The 17,516-nt window shown below is 72.3% G+C and carries 12 protein-coding genes; 5 read left to right on the forward strand and 7 right to left on the reverse strand.

Features of this window, described 5'->3' with window-relative positions; genetic code table 11:
• Positions 1–12: 12 nt before the first annotated feature.
• The 3 genes from ACZ3I3_RS09910 to ACZ3I3_RS09920 all read right to left on the reverse strand — a co-directional run bounded on the left by ACZ3I3_RS09910 (position 13) and on the right by ACZ3I3_RS09920 (position 4,271).
• On the reverse strand, positions 13–1,803 hold the full coding sequence (locus ACZ3I3_RS09910; protein WP_467363968.1) for an LCP family protein: 1,791 nt from the start codon (positions 1,801–1,803) through the stop codon (positions 13–15).
• Between the two features lie 240 nt (positions 1,804–2,043).
• Entirely contained in the window at positions 2,044–3,264 is a 1,221-nt protein-coding gene (locus ACZ3I3_RS09915) for an LCP family protein (RefSeq protein ID WP_467363970.1), read from the reverse strand.
• Positions 3,265–3,515: 251 nt separating this feature from the next.
• Positions 3,516–4,271, reverse strand: coding sequence for a TIGR03089 family protein (locus ACZ3I3_RS09920; RefSeq protein WP_467363971.1), 756 nt, complete (start codon positions 4,269–4,271; stop codon positions 3,516–3,518).
• A 149-nt stretch (positions 4,272–4,420) separates the two neighbouring features.
• Between ACZ3I3_RS09920 and ACZ3I3_RS09925 the strand changes: the two genes are divergently transcribed.
• Together ACZ3I3_RS09925 and manB are read left to right on the forward strand one after the other, a co-directional pair.
• Entirely contained in the window at positions 4,421–5,902 is a 1,482-nt protein-coding gene (locus ACZ3I3_RS09925; protein WP_467363973.1) for a peptidoglycan recognition protein family protein, read from the forward strand.
• 134 nt (positions 5,903–6,036) lie between these two features.
• Entirely contained in the window at positions 6,037–7,119 is a 1,083-nt protein-coding gene (manB, locus tag ACZ3I3_RS09930; RefSeq protein ID WP_467363975.1) for a mannose-1-phosphate guanylyltransferase, read from the forward strand.
• A 169-nt stretch (positions 7,120–7,288) separates the two neighbouring features.
• Here the strand turns inward: manB and ACZ3I3_RS09935 are convergent, their stop codons facing one another.
• The 4 genes from ACZ3I3_RS09935 to ACZ3I3_RS09950 form a co-directional block, all read right to left on the reverse strand.
• Positions 7,289–8,290 (reverse strand): DNA-3-methyladenine glycosylase family protein, encoded by a 1,002-nt coding sequence (locus ACZ3I3_RS09935; RefSeq protein ID WP_467363976.1) that lies wholly within the window; start codon positions 8,288–8,290, stop codon positions 7,289–7,291.
• 69 nt (positions 8,291–8,359) lie between these two features.
• A complete protein-coding gene (locus tag ACZ3I3_RS09940; RefSeq protein WP_467363977.1) occupies positions 8,360–9,688 on the reverse strand; it encodes a coenzyme F420-0:L-glutamate ligase in 1,329 nt (442 codons plus the stop codon).
• On the reverse strand, positions 9,685–10,644 hold the full coding sequence (cofD, locus tag ACZ3I3_RS09945) for a 2-phospho-L-lactate transferase (protein ID WP_467363979.1): 960 nt from the start codon (positions 10,642–10,644) through the stop codon (positions 9,685–9,687). The genes ACZ3I3_RS09940 and cofD overlap by 4 nt, the downstream gene beginning before the upstream one ends.
• A 54-nt stretch (positions 10,645–10,698) precedes the next feature.
• On the reverse strand, positions 10,699–11,205 hold the full coding sequence (locus ACZ3I3_RS09950) for a cysteine dioxygenase (RefSeq protein WP_467363981.1): 507 nt from the start codon (positions 11,203–11,205) through the stop codon (positions 10,699–10,701).
• Positions 11,206–11,862: 657 nt separating this feature from the next.
• On the opposite strand from ACZ3I3_RS09950, the gene ACZ3I3_RS09955 reads away from it, so the two are divergent.
• The 3 genes from ACZ3I3_RS09955 (at position 11,863) to ACZ3I3_RS09965 (ending at position 17,488) form a co-directional block, all read left to right on the forward strand.
• Positions 11,863–12,126: a WhiB family transcriptional regulator gene (locus tag ACZ3I3_RS09955; RefSeq protein ID WP_010034659.1), complete on the forward strand. Its 264-nt coding sequence runs from the start codon at positions 11,863–11,865 to the stop codon at positions 12,124–12,126.
• 173 nt (positions 12,127–12,299) lie between these two features.
• Positions 12,300–15,971 (forward strand): glycosyltransferase, encoded by a 3,672-nt coding sequence (locus ACZ3I3_RS09960; RefSeq protein WP_467363983.1) that lies wholly within the window; start codon positions 12,300–12,302, stop codon positions 15,969–15,971.
• Positions 15,968–17,488 carry a DUF5719 family protein gene (locus tag ACZ3I3_RS09965; RefSeq protein ID WP_467363984.1) on the forward strand — a complete coding sequence of 507 codons (1,521 nt, stop codon included), beginning with the start codon at positions 15,968–15,970 and terminating at the stop codon, positions 17,486–17,488. Before ACZ3I3_RS09960 ends, ACZ3I3_RS09965 begins: the two co-directional genes overlap by 4 nt.
• The last annotated feature ends 28 nt before the right edge of the window (positions 17,489–17,516 follow it).

Consider the following 17,516-nt stretch of genomic DNA (forward strand, 5'->3'; position numbering starts at 1 on the left):
GGCCCCGTCAGGTCACTCGGCGCACTCGACCTTGTCCGCCGTGGACTTCTGAACACCCTCCGGCGCCTTCGACGGAGCGGTGAGGGAAGCGCCCGCACCCTTGAAGTCCTTGCCCAGGGTCAGCGTCATCGCCGGCAGCCCCTGGGCGTTCTCCACGCTCTCGCCCGGCTTCATCGCCGACCCGGACAGTCCCATGATGTCGGCGAGGCGGCGGGCCTGGTCGGCCTGGTCGGGGGCGTACTCGAGCGTCGTCTTCGCCAGCTCCGCGGGCGCGTTGCCGGCGTTCTCCGACTTGGTCACACCCTCCTCGACCTGGAGCCAGCTGAGCGTCTCCTGGGCGCTGCCGGGGTCGGCACCGCCGTTGAGGATCCGCACCCGGACCTCGGAGGCCGGGGCCTTGCTGCCCTTCAGGCGGGCGGCCACCGCGGCCGCCTCCTTCTTCTTCTTGTCCTTGACCGCGGTGAAGGAGACGTCGTTCTTGATCATGTCGAAGACCTGCGGGGCCGTCGACTCGTTCAGCACGACCGTGCTCTTGACCTTCTCCGTCGGGTTGTCGATCACCGGTGTCGTGGTGAACGTCAGGTTCTTGGTGTTGAGCTTGCCCAGCTCCAGACCGAGGTCCTTCAGCTTGCCGATGCTGTCCAGCTGCGAGTCGACGGTCAGGGCCTTGGTGCCCGCCTCGGCCAGGTCGAGCATCTTGGAGGGGCTGGTGAGCGTGTCGTTGGACTTCAGCTTGCGCATCAGCGCGCTCAGGAACTGCTGCTGGAGCCCGATCCGGCTCAGGTCGCCGCCGAAGCCGACGGCATGCCGGGTCCGTACGAACGCCAGCGCCTGCTCGCCCTCGATGGTGTGCGTGCCCTTGGACAGCTTCAGCTTGGAGTCCGGGTCGTCGATGTCCTTGCCCAGACAGACCTCGACCCCGCCGACCGCGCTGGTCAGCGTCTTGACGGCGTTGAAGTCGGCCACCATGAAGTTGTCCGGCTTGACCCCGGTCAGCTCGGTCACGGTCCGCATGGTGCAGCTGGGGGTGCGGCCGTCCTGGCCGAGGCTGGTGTTGAAGCGGACCTTCTGCGTGCCGGGGATGACCTTCTGCGTCCCGTCCTCCTGCGTGGTCGGGCAGTCCGGGACGTCGACGATCAGGTCACGCGGGATGCTGAGGGCCGTCGCGTTGGAGCGGTCCTTGGAGACGTGCAGCAGGATCGTGGTGTCGGCGTGCCCGACACTGCCCGAGTCGCCGTAGCTCTCGTTGCCCTTGCCGGTGCGCTTGTCCGTGCCGATCAGCAGGATGTTGATGGCCTTGTCCTTCTGGAAGCCACCGGTGCTCGCGCCGTCGTCGGAGACGGACGCGATGTTGCCGTTCAGGTGCTCGATGTAGAAGTACGCGGCGCCTGCACCGGCGACCAGCACGAACGCCATCGCGCCGCCGGTCCAAAGCAGGACCTTCTTGCCCTTCGCGGCCTTCTTGGCGGGCCGCCGTCCGCGCCGCCCCGGCAGCGGCTCCTCCGGCGCCCCGCGGCGCCTGCGCGGCGGGGCCCCACGGCCGGGCGTCTCGGGCCGCGGGCGGCCGGGCGCATCCGTGCGACTGCCATCGGTGCGACTGCCGGCATCCGTGCGACCGCCGGCCCCCCTGCGGCCGCGCACCGGCGGGGTCCCGTCGGAGGCCGGTGGCCGGCGAGGGCTGGGGACGCCCGACTGCGGTGGGGAAGGGGGCAGTCGCAGTTCGTATTCGCCGGTGTTCGGATTGAGCACCCACTGGTCTGCGGGATCGATATCGTCCGCCCGCCCACGGCCTTGCGCGTCCACGGTTGTCTGTTTCCTCCGTCGGGGCACGCGGCGCCTCCCCCTCCAAGGCGCCCGGGTCTCTGTCACACAGTGCGCGACCTCAGGACCGTCCTCAGAGCCGGGCGCACCGGATCGCTCACACTAACCGCCAAGTTCAGTGCCGAACGACGACGGTGACAAATTCCACGTCCCTACACCTGGGCAATTCGCCCATTTCCCGGGTGAAGAGTCCATTGCCTTGGAGTGACCTTGGTGCCCGCTTTACTCACAGGTGTCCTCGGCTGCCGTGTTCCCCCGGAAGGTCGGTGGAGGAGAAACGGTGACGGGAGGCCCGGTAAACGGCCCCGGATGCGAATCCCCGTACGACCCGTCACGCGATTCGGTAGGCCTCGACGGGGCGGAACCACGGGGCACATTCCCGGCCACCACCACAGGTGTGTCCGTACGCAGCCGCTCGAACAGCCTCTCCGCCTCGGGCTCCACGAGTTGGTCGCGATTGGCGTCGTACGCGTACGACTCCCGTGGAACGGTCAGGAATTGCACACGTTCCATGGGGATGTTGCGCAGCCCACGCACGAGTTCGTACAAACCGCGAAGGCTCGCCAGATCCGGGTCCGTTGTGAGAGAGGACGTGGCGGCGTCCAGCACGGGATACAGCTTCGCCGGATTCAGCAGGACGTCATTGCTGCGCACCTTGTTGACGAGTGCCCCGAGGAACCGTTGCTGCCGCTCCATCCGTTCCGTGTCACTGCCGTCACCGAGCGTCTTGCGGACGCGGACGTAGCCGAGCGCCTGCTCGCCGTCGAGGGTCACCCGCCCGGCGGGGAGCCGCAGCTTGGCGGCCCGGTCGTCGATCGGCTCCCGCAGGCACACCTCCACGCCGTCGACCGCGTCGACCATCTTCTTGAAGCCGTGGAAGTCGACGACGACGTGGTGGTCGACGCGGATGTCGGTGAGCTTCTCGACGGTCCGGATGGTGCAGGCCGAACCGCCCACCTGGAAGGCCTGGTTGAACGCGGCGAACCGCGGCGCGCTGCGCGACCCGTCCGGGCGCCGGCAGCCCGGCACGTTCACCATCAGGTCCCGGGGCAGGGAGACGGCGGTGGCACTGCTCCGGCCCGCGGACAGGTGCAGCAGGATCGTGGTGTCCGACCGCTCGGTCCCGGAGTCGCGCCCGTAGCGCGCGTTGTCGTCACCCTCGCGCGAGTCGGATCCGATCAGCAGGATGTTCCGCGCGTCCTTGACCAGCGAGGTGGGCCGCTCCTTCTCGTAGCGCGCGAGCTCCGCGGCGGCGGCCTCGTCGGGCGTGATGTTCCCGCTGAGCTTCGCGTACACGGCCCATCCGGCCCCGGCGGCCGCGACGACGACACCGGCGAACCCGAACGCCCCGATCCGCACCCACCGCCGCCGACGCCGCCGCACCAGCCCCGGCCCACTGGCGGACGCCCCCGCCCTCGGCCCGAGCCTCCCGGTGTCGCCCACGACAGAGACCACCCCTCACGACGTACGAACGTGCGCGCGCACTGCTCCTACGACTGTGGCGTGGATGGGGGTCGGGGGTGGGGTGGGGATGGGCTGAACGGGGCAATCGGCCTAGCTGCGGGCGCCGGTCCGGCCTAGCTGCGGGCAATCGTGCCGCTAAGGGCGGCACGGGTGGGCGCAGCGGCACCCCGCTCCGCCGGGCTGCGCAACGCCCCGCCCCCAGCCCCCACGCCGAGCACCGTCAAACCGGCCTACCGGGCAATAGCCGTAACCCGCTCACTCTCCACCCGCTTGTCCAGCACGCCCTCCCCGGCCCGCTCCAGATGCCGGCACAACACCACGGACCCCCCCGTGGCCAACGGCCCGTACAACCCCGCGTTCAACCCCTCCCACGTGTCGTACGGCAACCCCGACAGGATCCGCGACCCCGGCCCGGTCAGCCCCAGCCCCGCCGCCTCCGCCCGGGCCCGCTCGACCACCTCCGCCCCGCTGAACTCCCGCCCCGCCACGATCAGCGCGGGCTCGTCCGGATCCACCGGCGCATACGGGACGAACCGGTCCCCCTGCCCCGGCACCTCCACCGCGTAGTCGACGAACCCCTCGGGCACCTGCGGAAACCGCCCCCCGAGCGGCCGCAGCGCCATCGCGATCCGCGCCCCGGAACACGCCCGCGCGGCTTCCAGCCCGTCCGGCCCGCTCACCACGACATCGGCGGCCCGCGCATCCCCCGACACGTCCGCGACGACTCCCACCGACGAACACGCCAGCAGCCACACCGCCGTCTGCCAGTGCGCGGGCAGCATCAGCGCCACCCGGTCCCCGGGCTCGACGGACAGCTCGTCCTGGAGGAGGTTGGCGGTCTTGGCCACCCAATTGGCGAAGGTGGCCACGGACAGTTCGACACGTTCGCCCGTGGCGTCGTCGTAGAAGGTCACCAGGGGGCGTCCCGGATCCGCTGCGAGCGCGGAATTCAGCAGGTCGGCAGGGGTGCGATCGGTGGCGTTCACCCGCGCAAGCGTACGCGGCGGCCAAGCCCGCGCCCAATGCCCCGGCCACCGCCCGCCGTGAATCCGCCACCGGTTCGGCCGAACCCCGACCGACGGTCCGTCAAATCCCAAATAGACAGACTCATAGGACTATGTCCAAGCTCAGGAGCATGCGTGGATTTATTGCTTCTTCGATCGGTGTCACCTGTGCGGCCGCTCTGGCCCTTCCGCTCACTCCGCCCGCCGTCGCGGCGACGGCGAGACCGGTGCCGACCACGGAAGCCGCCACGGCAGCGAGACCCGCGCCCCACGCGGGGGCACCGGACACGACTCTCACCAGCCGACGCGCGGCCGAACCGTACGCCCCCGGCAGCACCCAGTCCCTCCCCCTCGAACCCCTCAGCCGCAACCGCGCCACCCCCACCACCCCCGGCGGCCCCGAACAGGGCCTGACCCGCCGGGCCGTAGGCCACTTCTCCCTCGTCGGCATCGTCTGGGACGACCCCGAAGCCGAACTGCACGGCCGCGTCCAGGTCCGCACCCGCGCCGCCGGCACCGGCACCTGGTCGGGCTGGCAGGACGTCGAGACGCACAACGGCGACCACGCGGCCGACCCCGACACCCCCGAGAGGACCTCCGGCCGCGTCCGCGGCGCCACGGCACCGCTGTGGGTCGGCGACTCCGACGGCGTGGAACTCCGCGTCCGCTCCGAACCCGAGAGCGCGGAAGCCGACTCCGCGCACCACGGCACGGACACCCGCAACCTGCCCGCCGCGCCCCCGCTCCCCTCCGGCCTCCGCCTCGAACTCGTCGACCCGGGCGATGACGCCCCACCGCCCGACGCCTCCGCGGACGGCCCCCGCACCGCCGGCCTCGCCGGTCTCGCCGGTGAGAACTCCGCCGCCGCCGAAGCCTCCGCCGTCAACGCCGACCTGGCTCCCCTCGGCGCCACCGAGATCCCGGCGCTGAACCGCGCGGAGACCGAGCAGGAGTTCCTCGCCCTCAACCCCGGCGAGCTGACGGAGCAGCAGCAGCGGGCGAGACCGTACGTCGGCCCGCGCCCGCGCATCGTCACGCGGCGCGGCTGGGGCGCGGACGAGGGGCTGCGGGAGCGGGGCTTCCGGTACACGAAGAAGGTCAAGGCGGCCTTCGTGCACCACACGGCCAGCGGCAACAACTACCGCTGCTCGCAGTCCCCGTCACTCATCCGCAGTATCTACCGCTACCACGTCAAGAGCATGGGCTGGCGGGACATCGGCTACAACTTCCTCATCGACAAGTGCGGAAAGATCTACGAGGGCCGGGCCGGTGGCGTGGCCAGGCCGGTCCTCGGCGCGCACACCCTTGGTTTCAACAGCAAGAGCATGGGGATCGCCGTCCTCGGGTCGTACGACGCCAAGAAGCCGTCGTCCGCCTCCGTCCGGGCCGTCGCCCGGCTCACGGCCTGGAAGCTGGGCCTGTACCGGGTGAATCCGCGGGGTAAGACCTACCTGAAGTCGGGGGGCAGCAATCTCCACCGGAAGGGCAAGAAGGTACGACTGAACGTGATCTCCGGTCACCGGGACGGCTTCATCACGGACTGCCCGGGACGCAAGCTCTACAACAAGCTCGGCTCGGCCCGCTCCAAGGCGGCCCGGTACCAGGGCCGCTGAGACACACGTTCACCGCCGTCGGGGGGCAGCGGGCGGAATGCCGCACGGCCAGCGAAGGCGCCACGGAACGGTCTGCATACACTGACCGGCCGAAAGACAGTTCGGCCGGTCCCGGCAGGAAGCAGAGACGACACGTGACAGAAGCGATCCTCCTGGTCGGCGGCAAGGGCACCCGGCTGCGCCCGCTCACGGTGCACACACCCAAGCCCATGGTGCCGGCGGCCGGGGTGCCGTTCCTCACGCACCAGCTGGCGAGAGCGAGAGCGGCGGGCGTCGAGCACATCGTCCTGGCCACGTCCTATCTGGCCGAGGTCTTCGAGCCGTACTTCGGTGACGGTTCCGCGCTGGGGCTCCACCTGGAGTACGTGACGGAGGAGGAGCCCCTGGGCACGGGCGGAGCCATCCGCAACGTCGCCTCCAGGCTGCACTCCGGCCCCGACGACCCGGTGCTGATCTTCAACGGCGACATCCTGACGGGCCTCGACATCCGGGCCCTGGTCGACACCCACGAGACCACGGGCGCGGACATCTCCCTGCACCTCACCAAGGTCACGGACCCGCGCGCCTACGGTCTCGTCCCCACGGACGACACGGGCAGGGTCCTGGCGTTCCTGGAGAAGCCGCAGACGCCCGAGGAGATCGTCACCGACCAGATCAACGCGGGGGCGTACGTCTTCCGCCGCTCGGTCATCGACACGATCCCGCTGGGCCGGCCGGTGTCGGTGGAGCGGGAGACGTTTCCGGACCTGTTGACCGCCGGGGCCCACCTCCAGGGCATGGTCGACTCGACGTACTGGCTGGACCTGGGCACCCCGGCGGCGTTCGTCCGGGGCTCGGCGGACCTGGTCCTGGGCCGGGCCCCGTCCCCGGCGGTCCCCGGCCGCTGCGGCGACCGCCTGGTCCTGCCGACGGCGACGGTCGCGGCCGACGCGAAGCTGTCCGGCGGCACGGTGGTCGGCGAGGGCGCCTTCGTGGCGGAGGGCGCGCGCGTCTTCGGCAGCACGATCCTCCCGGGCGCCGTGATCGAGCCCGGCGCGGTCATCACCGACTCCCTCATAGGCACCCGGGCCCGCGTCGGCGAACGCTCCGTCCTCACCGGCACGGTCATAGGCGACGGCGCGGTCATCGGCCCCGACAACGAACTCCGCGACGGCGCCCGCATCTGGTGCGACGCCCAAATCCCAGCAGGAGCGGTCCGCTTCTCCTCGGACCAGTAACGCCTAGGCGGGGGGCTGAGCTGCGGGCAGTCGTGCCTCCCCCAGTGCCTTAAGGGCCTGGGAGGTGCCCCCAGGCGGCACGGGTGGGCGCAGCGGCACCCCGCAACGCCGGGCTGCGGACCCACCCGGCCCCAGCACCAACGCCGCAGCACCGGAAACCCGGGGCAGCTCACAACGCCCCAATATCCCACCGCGGCATCTTCGGCGCCCTCCGCCCCGGCACCACCCCACTCAACAAAATCAACCGAGCCGCCCGATGCCGCTGCCCCGCATAAGGCTGAAGCAACTCCAGCATCACGGAGTCATCCGCATCCCGGTCCCCGGCCAACGCCCACCCCACGATCCGCGGCAGATGCAGATCCCCCACGGTCACCTCATCCGGCGCCCCATGACTGCGCTGCACCGTCTCCGCCGACGTCCACGGCCCGACCCCCGGCACGACTTCCAGCCGCGCCCGAGCCGCCCCCGGCTCCATCCCGGCCGCCTCCTCCAACCGCCCGGCCACCCGCACCGCACGCAGAATCGTCGACGCCCGCTTGTTGTCGAGCCCGGCCCGATGCCACTCCCACGACGGGATCAACGCCCACTCCCGAGGCCCCGGCATCACACACATCCGCCCGGGCGCGGGCCCCGGCGCCGGCTCCCCGAACTTCCGCACCAGCAACCGCCACGCCCGATACGCCTCATCGGTCGTGACCTTCTGCTCCAGAATCGACGGAATCAGAGACTCCATCACCAGCCCACTCCGCGTCAGCCTGAGCCCCGGCCGCCGATGCCGGGCCAGCGCCACCAGCCGGTGCCGGGGCTCGAACACGGACGGGTCGTCGGAGGCCCCGAGCAGCTCCGGCAACCGGTCCAGCAGCCACTCCGCCCCGGGCCCCCAGGCCTGGCCGCGCACCCCACCGCCGTACGCGCACACCCGTAGCGTCCCGGGCCCGGCGGGCGTACGACACGCCCGCCACACGGACCCGTCCGGCATCGCCCGGAACGTCGGATCACCCGGCCCGCGCCGCAGCGGCCCGAGCACCAGACCCAGATCCAGCGGCCCGTCCGGCACCCAGTCGCGCACCAGCCCCGCCGCCTGCCCTGCCCCCGCCGCCTGCCGCGGCACGCCGGCATGCCCGCCGCGCACAGTGGTACGCGTGGGCCGGGGAGCGAACCGTCCTGCCATGAGTGAAGTCCCTGGGAAACGATGCGAAGCGAGAGGAGCCCTACGAGCGTAGGCGCCGGCCGGCGCCGGTCACCGCACCTCGATGAAGGCCCCCGCGTCCCGCTCCGACCGCGGACGCGGTTCCTCCGCCGGATGCCCGACCGCCACCGCGCCCATCGGATCCCAGTCGCCCGGCAGCCCCAGCACCTCGCGCACCACGTCCCGGCAGAACATCGTCGAGGACACCCACGCCGAACCCAGCCGCTCCCCGGCCAGCGCGACCAGGAAGTTCTGCACGCCGGCGCCCGTGGCGACCACGAACATCTCCCGCTCGGCCCCGTCACGCCGCGCGTCACCGTAGGTGTGCGAGCCGTCCATGACCAGACACGGGACGACGAGGTACGGCGCGTTCCGCAGGACGTCCCCGCGCCGGACCCGCTTGGCGATGGACTCCTCCGTCTTGCCGTCCCGCCGCAGATCCGCGATCCACGCGTCACGCATGGCGTCGAGCAGCCGCGTCCGCGACTCCTCGGACTCCAGCAGCACGAAGCGCCAGGGGGTGGTGTGGTGCGGCGCCGGCGCCGTCACCGCCGCGGCCACCGCCCGCCGTACCGCGCCGGGGTCGACGGGCTCGTCAGTGAAGGCCCGGACCGTGCGCCGCTGGGTCACCGCCAGCCGTACCGCCTCCGACGTGCCGAGCCGGAACATGTCGTCGCGCGCGCCGCGCACCATGGCCCGCGCTCCCTCTCCGTCGCCCGGCGCCAGCAGGTGCGGCAGGCCGCGCACCACGGCGACGGGGAGCCCGGACGCCTTGCCCTTGACCAGGTCGCCGGCCGCGGCGAGTTCGTCGGCCGTGGCGACGACGGTGGCGCTGAGCGGGTTGCCGTGCGCGTCCGTGCCGCCGCGCAGATCGTCCAGTACGCGCACCCCGGCGGCGCCGATCGCGACGTCCGTCAGCCCCGCGCGCCAGGGCCGCCCGAACGTGTCGGTGACCAGGACACCGACGTCGACGCCGAGGATGTCGCGCAGCCCGTCGCGGATCGCTCGGGCGGAGGCGTCCGGGTCCTCGGGCAGCAACAGCACCGTCCCGGACGGGGTGTTGGACGCGTCGACCCCGGCCGCGGCCATGACGAGGCCCTGCCGGTTCTCGACGATCCGGAGGCTGCCGCGCCGGGCGACCACGCGGACCGTCTCGGCGTCGATGGCCGCCTCCCGGTCGGTCGCCCGGACCGCCCGGCCCTCCGCCTTGGACACGATCTTCGACGTGACCAGCAGGACGTCGCCGTCGGCCAGACCGGGCTCGGCGGCCGCGATCAGCTTGGCCAGGTCGTCCCCGGCCGTGACCTCGGGCATCCCGCCCAGGGCCCAGACCCGGTACCCGTCGGCACCCTGCCGGTTCTCCGGCACCTCGCCGCTCAAGCTGCCCGCACCTCCTCCGCCAGTGCCAGGGCCTCCCGCGCCATCTGCGCGGTCGCGTCGGCGTCGGTCATCATCAGCGGCACGGCCCGGCAGCGGATCCCGGCCGCCTCGACCCGCTCCACCGCAGCGGCGTCCACCGTGTCGACGAGCCAGCCGTCCAGCAGGCCCGAGCCGTAGTGCTCGGCCACCGCCGGGGCGGTCGACTCGACACCCACGGCGGCGAGCACCTTGTCGGCCATGCCCCGCACGGGCGCGTCACCGACGATGGGGGACAGACCGACCACCGGCACCCCGGCGTCGGCGATGGCCTCCCGGATGCCGGGCACGGCCAGGATCGTGCCGATCGACACGACCGGGTTGGACGGCGGGAAGAGGATCACGTCCGCCTCGGCGATCGCCTCCAGCACACCCGGCGCGGGCTTGGCCTGGTCGGCACCCACCGGCACGATCGCCTCCGCGGGCACCGAGGCGCGCAGCCGCACCCAGTACTCCTGGAAGTGGATCGCCTTGCGCTCGCCGTCGATCTCCACGGCCACGTGGGTCTCCACGCGGTCGTCGGACATCGGGATCAGCCGCACGCCCGGCTCCCAGCGGTCGCACAGCGCCTGGGTCACCGCGCTCAGCGGGTAACCTGCGCCGATCATCTGCGTCCGCACGATGTGCGTGGCGAAGTCCCGGTCACCGAGGCCGAACCACTCGGGTCCGACGCCGTACGCCGCGAGCTCCTCCTTGAGGTGGAAGGTCTCGTCGGCGCGCCCCCAGCCCTGCTCCTCGTTGATGCCGCCGCCGAGCGTGTACATCACCGTGTCGAGGTCCGGGCAGACCTTCAGCCCGAAGAGGTGGATGTCGTCCCCGGTGTTGCCGATGACCGTGATGTCCGCGTCCGGCACGGCACGCTTCAGACCACGCAGGAACCGGGCACCACCGATGCCGCCTGCCAGAACCACAATGCGCATGGAAGCCAGTCTTGCAGGCGGCTGTGACAACCGGTCGGCGACCACCGCAACCGGTCAGGCGGTCACGGCCCCCGGTACGCTCCGGGCCTCGCAGTGCTGGGCCGTGTGCATCGGCATCTCCGTCAGGCCCGGGTAGTAGACGTGCAGGCTGACCGCCGGCTCCAGTGCGTCGTTGACGACTTCGTGCACGTACCCCGGCGCGAAAACGCGCTGCGCGCCTGCCCGCAACGCGCGTGTGCCCCGCTCCGTGCGCTCGGTCAGCGTGCCGTCCAGCACGGTCAGCACACCGGAGGAGCGGCCGTGGTCGTGCAGCCCGCTGCCCTGTCCGGGCACCCAGGACAGCAGCCACACCTCGTAGCCCGGGCCGGTGCGCAGCCGGTGGTACCAGCGGCTGGTCGCGTCGTAGTGGACGAGGTGCTCCCACTGGGAGCGGTCGGCGGCGAGGGAGCGGGCGAGTCCGACGAACTCGGCGACGGTGGCCGGGTGCTCTCGCGGGGTCTGGAGCAGATGCGGGACTTCGAGGAGGTCGCCGGCGATCTGGAGGTCGCTGTCGCTGTTCATGGGTGGTGGTGGTTCCTCAGTGAAAGAAGGTCAGAGGGAACAAGCCGAGAGAGGGTGGCTCGGCCTTCAGCTGGAGCAGGTGAGGCTCAACAGCTGGAACAGCAACAGCTACAGCGAGCGCGGGCAGCACCGTGGGACCCGGCGGTGCGGGTCGAGGTGAGTGCCGAGTTCGCGAGCATGCCCACAAGGACACCGGTTCACACCTTCACTGTCAACTCGGCACCCGTCATGTGGGATGTGGTTCACCTCATCCGGTCGTTCACTCAGATGAAAGGTTTGTTCATGGCCCGCCCGGGACACATGGCGTCCAACCGGGCGCACGAAACCCCGTTGCGTACTCGTGATCCGACTGTGATCCGTTTCGCTTCGAGGTGCGTGCCGGAACGAGATCGAACCTCTGGGCGTCCTTCTTCGTACAGGTCTGCAAGGGGTCCGGCGGACGGCGTGAACCCCTGCGGGCTCCGTCGGTGTGTCAGGTTTTATGGTGATTTGAACACTTTCCGCTTGGGCTTGGTTCCGCAGAGTGAATAAGGGGCTCAATAGCAGATCTCGGCTTGACTCGCCCGGAGCAGCACACTTGTAATTTCACTCGTGTCGTTCAGCCGGAATCGGTAACGGCTAGATCACGGGGACGCGAAAGACAGACGAGGGGCGCACATGACCGAGACGGTGCAGCAACTGCTGGTCGACGACGCGGACGAGGAACTCGGCTGGCAGGAGCGCGCACTGTGCGCCCAGACCGACCCCGAGTCCTTCTTCCCCGAGAAGGGCGGCTCGACCCGGGAGGCCAAGAAGGTCTGCCTCGCCTGTGAGGTCCGCTCCGAGTGCCTCGAGTACGCCCTCGCCAACGACGAGCGATTCGGCATCTGGGGCGGCCTGTCCGAGCGGGAGCGCCGCCGGCTGAAGAAGGCCGCGGTCTGACGGCATCCCGATCCGTACGCCCGGTTCGAACGGCCCGTCGCAGGTGGGTTATCCACAGGCGGCGGGCCCCCTTGTTGCACAGCCGATAGTGTGGTCGCTCGTCCGAGACGCACCGCTGCCCCCACCGGCCGCAGGCGTCCACCGCAGTCCACCGAACCGGGGCCCGTACCTCGATGTCCGTGCACAGCCACCCGGCAGCTCATCACGACAGCGCTGCCACACCTGAGTTCCCGCGTCATGTGGTGACCGCGGTCCTCGTCTCCCATGACGGCGCCCGCTGGCTGCCCGACGCGCTCGCCGGGCTGCTCGGCCAGGAGCGACCCGTGCAGTACGCGATGGGCGCCGACACCGGCAGCGCGGACGACTCCGCCCAGCTGGTCACCGACGCCCTCGGCGCCGACCGCGTGCTGCACCTCGCCCGCCGCACCGGCTTCGGCCAGGCCGTCGAGGAGTGCGACCGCACGGCCCCGCACCTCACGCCGGAGGAGCTGCCGTATCTGAAGCGGCCCAGCGGCTGGGACCCGGTCACCCGCTCCTGGCGCGACGACGCCTACGACCTGCCCGAGCTCCCGCACGGAGAGCCGGTCCAGTGGCTGTGGCTGCTGCACGACGACTGCGCCCCGGAGCCCGACGCCCTGGCCCAGCTGCTGCGCGTCGTGGACAACGAGTACGAGCTGGGCCGCGAGGACGTCGCCGTCGTCGGCCCCAAGCTCCGCGGCTGGTACGACCGGCGGCAGCTGCTGGAGGTCGGCGTCAGCATCGCCAACTCCGGCCGCCGCTGGACCGGCCTGGACCGCCGCGAGCAGGACCAGGGCCAGCACGACCACGTCCGGCCCGTGCTGTCGGTGTCCACCGCCGGCATGCTGATCCGCCGCGACGTCTTCGAACAGCTCGGCGGCTTCGACCGCCACCTGCCTCTCATGCGCGACGACGTCGACCTGTGCTGGCGCGCACACGCGGCGGGCTACCGCGTCCTCGTCGCCCCCGAGGCCGTCGTCCGGCACGCCGAGGCGGCCTCCCGCGAGCGCCGCACGGTCGACTGCGTGGGCCGCACGTCTGCCTCCCCCCACAAGGTCGACAAGGCCGGCGCCGTCTACACCCTGCTCGTCAACGCGCGTACGGCCGTCCTGCCCTGGGTGCTGCTGCGGATCGTGCTCGGCACACTGCTGCGGACCGTCGCCTACCTCGTCGGCAAGGTCCCCGGACAGGCCGTCGACGAGATCCGCGGCCTCATGGGCACGCTCCTCAGGCCCGAGCGGATCCTCGCCGGACGGCGCGGCAGAGGGACACCCCGGATCGACAAGGACGAACTGCGGCCGCTGTTCCCGCCGCCCGGCGCGACCGTCCGCATGACCGTCGAGCAGGTCGCGGGCAACGTCGTCGGCCCCTCCGACGCCGAGGTCGCCTCCGGCGCCGGACGGCACGGCGGTGCCGTCGAGTCCGGCCCCGGCGGTGACGACGCGGACTTCCTGGAGATCGAGCAGTTCGCCCGGCTCAAGCGCATCGCGCGCAAGCCCGGCCCGGTGCTCTTCCTGGTGCTGCTGCTCGTCTCACTGGCCGCCTGCCGCGAACTCCTCGGCGGCGGCGCGCTCACGGGCGGCGCCCTGCTGCCCGCCCCGTCCGACTCCTCCGACCTGTGGGCGCGCTACCTGGACGCCTGGCACCCCGTCGCCGCCGGTGGCACCTCCTCCGCGCCGCCGTACCTCGCGCTCGTGGCCATGCTGGCGTCCCTGCTGTTCGGCTCGACCGGCCTCGCCGTCACGCTGCTGCTCGTCTGCTCGGTACCGCTGGCCGGGCTCAGCGCCTACTTCGCCTCCCGCCCGCTGGTCGAGTCCCGGCTGCTGCGCGCGTGGGCGGCCGTCGTCTACGCCTTCCTGCCCGCCGCCACCGGCGCCCTCGCCGGCGGCCGGATCGGCACCGCCGTCCTGGCCGTGCTGCTGCCGCTCATCGCCCGCGCGGGCATCGCCGCCAGCGGACTGGCGAACCCCTCGGGGGCGCGTGGCAGTTGGCGCGCCACCTGGGCGTACGCGCTGCTGCTGACCATCACCACCGCGTTCACCCCGATCGTGTGGCCCATCGCGCTGCTCCTCGGCGCCGGGCTGCTGGTCCTGCGCCGGACCGACATCACGGCGTACGGGCTGCGGTTCCTCGCCCAGCTCGGCACGCCCCTGCTGGTCCTCGCGCCCTGGTCGCTGTCGCTGCTCCCCTTCGGCTTCTTCCAGGAAGCCGGTCTGGAGTACGGCCCGTCGGCCGCCTCCGCCCTCGACCTGCTCGGCGCCAGCCCGGGCGGCCCCGGCACCGTCAGCGGCCTCATGCTGATCGGCATCGTCCTGGCCGCGCTCGCCGCCCTGCTCCGCTCGGAACGCCGGCTGGGCATCTGGACGGCCTGGACGGCCGCCCTGACCGGCTTCGTCTTCGCGGTCCTGTCCAACAGCTCCACCTGGTCCGGCCCCGCGACGCTCGTCTACGGCATCGCCCTCCTGGCGGCCGCCGCGCTCGGCGCCGACGGGGCACGCGCGCGCGTGGCCGAGCAGAGCTTCGGCTGGCGCCAGCCCGTCGCCGTGCTGATCGCCTTCGCCTCGGCCGCGGGCCCGCTGCTCGTCGCCGCGGGCTGGATGATCCGCGGCGCCGACGGCCCGCTGGAGCGGCGCGACCCGACCCAGGTCCCCGCGTTCGTCGCCGAGGAGAGCGGCGGCAGCGACCAGGCCCGCACCCTCGTCCTCGACAGCGACTCCGCCTCGCGCGTCGGATACATGCTGGTCCGCGGCTCCGGCGCCCGCCTCGGCGACGGCGAGATCGCCGCGGCCGACGGCGAGAACAGCAGGCTCGACAAGGTCGTCGCCAACCTCGTCGCCGGCTCCGGCGCCGACCAGGCCGACCAGCTCGGCGGCTTCGCCGTGCGCTACGTCCTCGTGCACCAGGGCGCTCCCCGCGACGTCACCCGCGTCCTGGACACCACGCCCGGCCTGACCCGGCTCAGCCAGCAGGACAGCGGCGCGCTGTGGCAGATCGACCAGGACGTCGCGCGCGCCACCATCGTCCCCGCCTCCGGCTCCGGCACCCCGCAGACCGTCGCCGCCGGGCCCGTCGACATCCACACCACGATCCCGGCCGGCCCCGACGGACGCGTGCTGCGCCTGGCCGACACCGCCTCCGACGGCTGGACCGCCACGCTCGACGGCAAGCCGCTCACCCGCACCACGGTCGACGGCTGGGCTCAGGGCTTCAAGCTCCCCGCCACCGGCGGCAGGCTGGACGTCACCTACGACGACCCGGTCGGCCACACCGCGTGGCTGTGGGCGCAGGGCCTCCTCGCCGTCGTCCTCGTCGTGCTGGCCCTGCCCGGCCGGCGCCGCGACATCGACGACGACCTGCCCGAGGAGCCCGCCGTCCCGGCCCAGCCGGTCGCGGGCGAGGGCCGCCGGGCCCGCCGCCTGCGCGCCCAGGCGGAGGCCGAGGCCGAAGGGGCGGCGCAGCCCGGGGAGTTCCCGCCCCCGCAGCCCGAGCAGCCCCCGGCACCGGTGCCCCAGCAGAACCAGGGGCAGTGGGACAACGCCGGCTACCAGAGCGGCGAGTACGCGAACTACGGCGACCAGTACCAGGGCGCCCAGTACCCGGCGGACGCGTACGGACAGCAGTACCCGGCCGACCCCTACCAGGGCGGCCAGTACGACCCGTACGCGTACGGCGGCCAGCCCCAGAACCCGTCGTACGACCAACAGGGCTACGACCAACAGGGCTACGACCAGGCCTACCCCCAGGGCTACGGCACGCCGTACGACCCGGCGCAGCAGCACCACCCCCACGGCACGGGCAGTGAGCGTCCCGACGGGAGCCAGCAGTGAACCGCACGACCCTGTCCCTGATCGCCGGCGCGACCGCGCTCGCCGCCGTCACCGGCTTCGCCGCGCTGTCCGCCCCGGACACCCCGGGCGCGGACACCACCGCCAAGGCGGCCGCCCAACTGCCCGTGGAGCGCACGAGCCTCCTGTGCCCCGCGCCCAGCATGTCCGACATCGCGGAGACGTCGTACACCTCCTTCACACCCGTCACGAAGGGCACCGGGAGCGGCGGCAAGGCCGAACTCCAGGCGGCCGCCCAGGAGTCGGAGGACGGCGCGGGCGGCGACCAGGGCAAGGATGCCGGGAAGACCGGCGAACGGAAGACCGAGAAGCCGGTGCTGACCCCCAAGGAGCCCGGCAAGCCGGTCACCGGGGACACCTCGGGCGCCGAATCGCCCGCGCTGGTCGGGACCGCGGACGGCAGGTTCGCGCCCGGCTGGACGGTCCAGGAGACGACGGAGGTCGCCGCGGGCACCGGCCGCGGCCTCCAGGGCGTCAACTGCACGGCCCCGGACACCAGTTTCTGGTTCCCCGGCGCCAGCACCGCGGCCGACCGCACCGACTACGTCCACCTGACGAACCCCGACGACTCGGCCGCCGTGGTCGACGTCGAGCTCTACGGCAAGGACGGCACCCTCAAGTCCACGGTGGGGGAGGGCATCACGATCCAGCCGCACTCCAGCGACCCGGTCCTGCTGTCCACCCTCACCGACGAGCAGCAGACCAACCTCACGGTGCACGTCAACGTCCGCAGCGGTCGGGTCGGCGCCGCCGTGCAGGCCCTGGACGACAAGCTCGGCGGCGACTGGCTGACCGCGTCCACGGACCCCTCGGGCAGCCTGGTCCTGCCCGGCATCCCCAAGGACGCCACGTCCGTGCGCCTGGTCGCCTTCACCCCGGGCGACGCCGACGCGGACCTCAAGGTGCGCCTGGCCTCCCCCTCCGGGCTGATCACCCCGGCCGGGCACGAGACGGTGCACGTCAAGGGCGGCATGACCACCGCCGTCGACCTGGGCGACGTGACGCGCGGCGAGGCGGGCTCCCTGGTGCTGACGCCGACGGACCGGTCCGTGCCCCTCGTGGCGGCCCTGCGGGTCGTACGCGGCAAGGGCGACAAGCAGGAGACGGCCTTCATCCCGGCCACCCGCCCCGTCGGCACGCGCGCGACGTCCGCGGACAACAGCGCCAAGGGCAGCACGCTCTCGCTGACCGCCCCCGACCGCGCCGCCACGGTCGAGGTCACCGCCTCGGCGGGCAGCGAGGGCGGCACACCGGCGTCGAAGACGTACACGATCAAGGCCGGCACCACCCAGGACATCGAGCCCCCGGTCCCCAGCGGACTGAAGGGCACGTACGCGCTCACGGTCGAGCCGAAGTCCGGCGGCCCGGTCTACGGCGCCCGCACCCTGGCGGCGACGGAGGGCGGCGTGCCCGGCTTCACCGTGCAGACGCTCCCCGACGACCGGGGGACGGTCGCGGTGCCGGAGGCGGACGAGGACCTGTCGGTGCTGCAGAAGTAGCCCTGAACACGGGGGTCGGTGCTGCGGA

It is taken from the genome of Streptomyces sp. NPDC016851, assembly GCF_055562795.1.